Raw genomic sequence first — 6,245 nt, forward strand, 5'->3', positions numbered from 1 at the left:
AACGACCGCTGTTCCATCGCAATCCGCCCCGTGCGCCGAGGGGAGATGGAATCATAAAATCAGCAAGCGCGGTAGGTTCTTGCGGGTGTCCAGCTTAGCCCAAAACACAAAAAACCCGGCCGTTGAGGCCGGGTTGAAATTCTAGCGAACCTGGATTCGATTAGATGCCGGGCGGAATAGCGGCTCGCTCGTAAAACGACGCACCAACCTGATTTGGCGGCCAAGCTGGCTCAACACCGCGCATTGCCAATTCTCGCTTCAAGATCGGCATATGCTGTCCGCGACTGCGGGCAAGCTCATGGAGCGATGCATATTGCGCTTTGAACCTTTCAATGGATTTGCGTGGAACGGCGATATAGGGACATCGATTGATCGGATTGATCCGGCTCTCAGTCGCGAGCAGCTGGCGCTCTACGAGCACGCTGACAACCCTATCGGTGGATCGAAGTAAGTCTGCAGCCTGACGCATTGTAAGATTGTCACCGTATTCACCGTGCGTAAGCCGTTTGATCTCGGACACATCGACCAAAATGGAATGGTATCCGGTTGTCGCGGTCCACGAGCCTACCCACCCCAACTGTTGATCGAGTATCAGTTTTACAATCTCCATCGCCGAGCAGCAGGCACGCTTCGCCGCCGCTGCGATGGTCAACTGGGGCCCCTCAGGTTCTTTAACCCATACAGCGTTGGCGGACAGGCGCCTTATGAATTCGTCAAGCTCGCGGCGGTCGTAGCGCTGATCGCCTAGTTCGAGGCGGTCATGCCCTTCCACCGGCTGAATGAAGCCATGATCTGCCAGGAGTTTGGTGTGCACGCGCCCGGCATTGATGTAGGTCTCAGCCTGCTTCAGCGTGATGACGTTCTGGAGCATCTCGATGATCGGCTCACCTGCTGACAGGCGGAAGGTCACCAAGTTGTCGCTGAGGTGGTCGCTATCGGGCGGCAACACGCCTGACGCGCGGAGCACCCTCCTGAGGCGCTTGTGATGGATTCCACTTGCGCGGGTCGCCGTGAAGACCGAGTGCAGCCGTCGTTCCTGAACAACTTGCTTGCCGAAGAGCCTGTCGTCCGGGCTAACAGGGGCCACGTCAGCGACGAAGTCGATGACGATGGCTTGAACCGGGTCGTAGTTCAGATCGCCCTTCATCGCGTACAGCCATTTGAAGAATTGCCCAAACCAGGCCTGAGGGCCGGAGGCGCCTTGCCTGGCGCAACTGCTTGTCGACCAGAGATCGTGCAAGAACGCTCGAACATCGGCAGGCCCGCCAGCGGCAATGGCGTACCCGCGGCTGCCGGCATGTCGCCAGTCCTCTTCGCTCAGATCGCGAATGGGCGCATCGCGCCCGTTGCGGTCTACGGCACCGATCACTTCGCAGGTTCTCCAGGCAACATAGAATGGCAGGCTGTCGAGCCAGCGGGGGCCGGCGCCGCCAGTCAGACGCGCTTCAAGATATTGCTCCAACTCTGTTGGATCGCCCGGCTTTGCCTCTTGAGCGAGTGTCGGAATATCGACGACGAGCGGTGCCATTCTCCGGGCAAAGTCATGAGCGGTCTGGTCGTTGCTGACCTCGCCGAACTCCACCAGCCGCACATGGTGCTTCAGGCAAACACGGTAATGTTGAAACAGCCAATCGCTGCGGCCGCTCGCTTGCCATGGACTGGCGCCATCGCCGAGATCCTCCGCCAGGCAGCGGGGGCAGGCCACGACTCGCGCTCGTCGGAGGGAGGATCTGACGAAGGTTTGCCCGCGATAGAGATAATGGTCATGCTCACGGACAATGGCCTGATCGAAGAGCTGCTCGACGGGAGCACCGGAGACGCTGGCAAGCCGGCTCAACGCGGCCCGATCTCCGTCTACGATGTGCTGGTACTGGAAACCCATATCGAGCGCGAACACGCTGAGGCTCTGGGCGCGGTGCAGAAGTGCCAGCCGTGACAGGAAGCTCGCCGGTGACTCACCGGTCCGCAGCTCGAGCGAAGGATAGAGGCCGCTCATGAGCGACCTCCTTTCTTGCGACCGCGACCACTACGACGCGGCGGGTCAATCGGTAGGACGGGCTCGATTGGCGGCTCATCAACCAGGACCTGTGAGCAATCGAGATCAGCCCAGTTTGGAGCCACGAATGGGTTCATCAGCGCGCCGCAGCCGGTTCGGTCTGTGTAGGCAGTGGCGAAGTGCTCGATCGAAAGTGCCTTCTCGTCCAACAGGGCCAGCTCGACGGCCTCGTGAATCAGCTCAATTACAAGCCCGAAGCGGTGCAAGGCGCCGTGGATCAGCCGAGGCGCGATCTGCTCGGCCGCGTCTTCGCCAATTGCGACGCCAACCACCTCCGCAAGGCCGCAGATGATGCCTTCGACCATCTCATTGTCGTCAGGCAGCCTTAGCAGCGGAACCGACACAAACTGGCCGCGACGGCGAATCTCGTCGATTTTGCGCATCTCGGGGATCAGGCTAGGCAAGCCCGAAATGATCAGGCCAACTGGCCAGGACGAGACCATCAGCGTTTTGAAGGTCTTCCTGATGTTGTCCATTTGGACCACGTTGGCGTTGTCCGTGAGATTGTGTGTCTCGTCGAAATGGATGATCAGCACACCGGCAACGGGTAGAAGCTCCTGGATGCGGGCCCAGATGATGTGATCCGCCAATTCCCGAGCCAGAGGGTAGCCCAGTGCTCTGAGCACCTCTCGCCCGAGCGTTTTTAAGGTGCAAGGAGCTGGCACGATCACCCTGAGCAAGGGAGAGCGATGCTCTCCCCGAGGCTGAAGGATGGGGTGTGTTCGAAAGAGCCGCTCGAGAGATGCGGTTTTCCCGGTTCCGGCCTCCCCGCTCACGAAGAGGCAGCGCCCCTCATGCCGTGCGTTCGCTGGCTCGCTGCCAGACTGCCGCTGGCTCAGAACGGAACGCATGAGCGTATCGAACTTTCGCCTGAGCTCAGGATCCCATTCCGTCTCGATATGCTTGTTTTTTAGCTTTTCACGCGCCCCCAATACGATTTTCTGCTCGTCTGAAAGCGAAACGCGGAATACCTCAATGAGGTCAGAGTTATAGGTCATGGAAATATCAATCCGTAATCTTGAATGAACGGGTCTTGGCTTTGGGTGCGACAGCTGAAGGCACTGCGCCCTCGTTGGCCCCGATCGGTATCGCCCCCGCGAGCAGATTGCCGACGAGTGGCGTGGCGCCGTCAGGCAGCTGCGCAGGTCGACCAAAGCCGTACCCGAGCTCCTTTTGTGCGTAGTCCAGTTCTTCGGGGCTGGGCCGAGTGGAGAAGATATTCACGCGGGCAGCAGCTGCCCTGCCAAGCTCCCAGGCATCCTTGATCGCCTTCGCGACGATCCCATCCGCAACCGCCGCCTCAGCCTTGAATCGCCGCCGAAGATCCGCCTCCGCCGCGCGCCAAATTTTCAATGGGACGTCGTCGAAGCCGGGCCGTACGTTCGGAACTGCGAGCCAGCCGCCATCTTCGAGGCGGACGGAGACGTGACCGAGGTCCATATGGTCCATGCGGGCCTCGAGGGTGACATCACCTCGCTGGCGGCGGAATTCCTGCAACTCGCGGCTATTGAAGTGGAGGCCGAACAAGTTGACGCCTTTTGGCGTCAAGCAGCAATCGCGCTTGACACCGAAGACGGCACGACGACGGTGGCGATCAGGCGATGGAATGATCCCATAGGCCTTGACCAAGCGCTTCCAGCAGTTGGCGGGTGTTTCTCCTTTCAAACCTGCGTGTGGAGTGTTGTGGTAGATGTCGAGCACCCACCGGGTGATGACATCGCAGAGCTCATGCAAGGTCAGGCTGACTCGGGCGACCGGGTCGTAATCACCCTTCGCCGCGATCGATTCAAAAGTCCGGCCGGTGTAGGGGCAAAGCGCTTGCGTACCTGCTGTTCTGAAGAACCGCTCGATGCGACCCCGAAGTGACGGAATTCCGGCTGGCGGAGCTTCCGCGTCGGCTTCGAGATCGATGATCGCGCGGCGAAACCGCAGGGACAGAAAAGCGGCCCCCTGATCATGAACAATGCGCTCGGGCGAGCCATAGAAGTCGTCTCGGCACATCGCGCCGGCGGCCAAGGCGTACGGCGCCTTCGGCGTCACCACCATCTCGAGAGTGTCCAACGCAAGCTCGGCCGTCGGTGTGAGGCCGAGCTTGAATCCGACACAGACGGATGTTGCGCTATCCAGGGCAGCGCATAGCCACGGACGCGCGGTTGCGATCTCTGACTGCAGCTTGTCTGAAAGCTTATCGAGGATCCCGAGATCTGCGCAGAGGGTTTGCAGGTTTACGCGCCATTCATCGATTTCAACGCGCTGAAGTGGCCGCTCGACGTCGACGCCGTTTTGGACCATCGCGAAGCGCTTTCTTGCGGCATCGAGACCGTAGCGGCATGCATGAACATCGAATTCGTGGATGGAGTTGATCTCCGCCACCAAGCGTTCATAGCTTGGGACCCGAAGCGGCTTTTCACCCGCCGCCTCCCGCTTTGGGTTTTCCTCCTCGATGATGTGAGCTTTCATCAGGCGATGGACATCGCGCTTGGTCGGCCGGGTTTCCGACATGTATAGCTGGGTGAAGCGGTGCGTGATCTGCCGCTCCGGCAGCCCCAGTCGCTCCGTTACACGGTTACCCGATCTGAAATAGCGCTTCCGGAGCGCGATAGCTCGTTCGCCGCCCTCCAGATACCACTTGCGCCATTTGCGATAAGTGCGCGCGCTTGGAGGTTTGCGGCACCCAAGCTCGCGATCGCCAGCCTTCGGCTTGATGATTTCGCCATCTGCATTGCGATTTGCAGTACGACTTAGCTCATCAGCATGGTCGCGCTGCGCGACAACTGGAGCCCACTTCTTATAGGATGCGTCCGAGAGAGTGGCATTCTTGGCCTGGATCTCCTTCTCCATCCCTCCGCAAAACCTCGTGCGCCACAGCACCTCTTCCTGCTGATCTTCTGGAATCCAACTGATCAGCCCATCGACCGAATTGGAGGCAGCGGACGCTTTGCCCTCGGCAAATGCGCTCCGCTCAAAGCGGAAGTCGGGCTTTGAGGAAGCCAGCAAGAGATCCCGGTCGGTGAATGTCTCGACCACATCGGGATCATCAACGCGTTCCAGAATATACCCGTGGGGAAGGCGGCGGCGGCGCTTGTAGGCGATGTTATTGATGACCAGGCGATCCTGGTACGACAGGCTAAACCGCGGGGTGAATTCGGAGTTCATCACGCGACCTCCTCGTTGCTCGAGGAGATCGAGAGCTCGATCCTGGCCAGATATCCGATCCGAGCATTGTCGATGACGCGAACGACGCCCGCGGCGATCAGGCGGATGATTGCCTGGAAGGCCTGACCTTCGAGGCCGCTCGCCTCGACGATCTGCCCGATCGTCGCGTACTTGTGCTCGGCCAGAAGACGTTTGATGAGTTCGTCGTGCGCCGGATTCGAGGTGCGAAGCGACTGCTTGAACAATACCGCGTTATGGACATGGTCTTGCGGCAGGTCCTCGTCGGTGACGAGCTTCACGCCATCGGCAAAGCTACGCGGCAGCTGCTGGGCGATAAGGCCTAATGTCTCCAGAAAGCGGGTGCGCTTCGCGACCTCCATCGGCTTCACCGCGATCGCGACCTTCTTGCCCGACCGCAGAGTCGCCAGGAAGTCGAAGGTGTGGCGCCTGAGAGTCCCCTCGGCGTCGATCCAAGTCACGGCGGGTGGCTGCTCTCGAAGGTCGATCACGTCCGGGTCAGTCGCTATGATCAGCGCGGCGTCCCGTTCCGTGCCGGACTCGCACATGACCTCGCGGTTATGGATGACGACGCTGGGTCGGCACGCCCCGCGGCTCTTGGAGTGGACATTTCGAGACGAACGCGACTCGCCCGGCAGATAGATCATCGGAGTCGGTGAAGAAGGCAGGTTTTCAATAGTAAGCATGTTGGGGTTCTCTTCGGTAGGCACACTACCGCGACCCCAATTTCTCGTGAAAACTGCTTGCGCTTTATCACGCGCGCAGGTATACACGAGGAATTGAGTTCGGCAGCTGCCGGAGTTCGGTAGGTCCACTCCGAGGTTTTCCAGTTCCGGAGGAGTGGGTTGTCTCAAGGGGACATTCTGACGGGCGTCAGAATGTCCCTTTCATTTTTGGGTCGGTTCGAGCTTCGTCTCTACTGTCCGCCGTCAGCACCAATGGCACAGATTTGAGGTTGTGATTTAAGGAGGATTTGGGCTTCGTCGTAGTGACGAAGGAACGAAGATGAAGCCCA

4 protein-coding genes are annotated in these 6,245 nt (G+C 59.6%); all 4 read right to left on the reverse strand.

Going from position 1 to position 6,245, the window contains the following annotated elements; all coding sequences use genetic code 11:
* Positions 1-160 precede the first annotated feature (160 nt).
* Genes BW981_RS22000 through BW981_RS22015 form a run of 4 tightly spaced genes read right to left on the reverse strand, consistent with a single transcriptional unit; the run spans position 161 to position 5,877 of the window.
* Positions 161-1,996, reverse strand: a complete 1,836-nt coding sequence (locus BW981_RS22000; RefSeq protein ID WP_076443121.1) for a TniQ family protein — start codon at positions 1,994-1,996, stop codon at positions 161-163.
* Positions 1,993-3,054 carry an ATP-binding protein gene (locus BW981_RS22005; RefSeq protein ID WP_076443123.1) on the reverse strand — a complete coding sequence of 354 codons (1,062 nt, stop codon included), beginning with the start codon at positions 3,052-3,054 and terminating at the stop codon, positions 1,993-1,995. The genes BW981_RS22000 and BW981_RS22005 overlap by 4 nt, the downstream gene beginning before the upstream one ends.
* A gap of 7 nt (positions 3,055-3,061) precedes the next feature.
* A complete protein-coding gene (locus BW981_RS22010; RefSeq protein ID WP_076443125.1) occupies positions 3,062-5,212 on the reverse strand; it encodes a Mu transposase C-terminal domain-containing protein in 2,151 nt (716 codons plus the stop codon).
* Positions 5,212-5,877 carry a TnsA endonuclease N-terminal domain-containing protein gene (locus BW981_RS22015; RefSeq protein WP_175624197.1) on the reverse strand — a complete coding sequence of 222 codons (666 nt, stop codon included), beginning with the start codon at positions 5,875-5,877 and terminating at the stop codon, positions 5,212-5,214. The genes BW981_RS22010 and BW981_RS22015 overlap by 1 nt, the downstream gene beginning before the upstream one ends.
* Between the last annotated feature and the right edge of the window lie 368 nt (positions 5,878-6,245).

It is taken from the genome of Allobosea sp. TND4EK4 (assembly GCF_900156025.1).
Taxonomy (GTDB): domain Bacteria; phylum Pseudomonadota; class Alphaproteobacteria; order Rhizobiales; family Beijerinckiaceae; genus Allobosea.

Bases quoted from the DNA above. Each gene is read 5' to 3' on its own strand.
- BW981_RS22000 (WP_076443121.1), bottom strand. From the start codon at position 1,996: ATGAGCGGCCTCTATCCTTCGCTCGAGCTGCGGACCGGTGAGTCACCG.
- BW981_RS22005 (WP_076443123.1), bottom strand. From the start codon at position 3,054: ATGACCTATAACTCTGACCTCATTGAGGTATTCCGCGTTTCGCTTTCA.
- BW981_RS22015 (WP_175624197.1), bottom strand. From the start codon at position 5,877: ATGATCTATCTGCCGGGCGAGTCGCGTTCGTCTCGAAATGTCCACTCC.
- BW981_RS22010 (WP_076443125.1), bottom strand. From the start codon at position 5,212: ATGAACTCCGAATTCACCCCGCGGTTTAGCCTGTCGTACCAGGATCGC.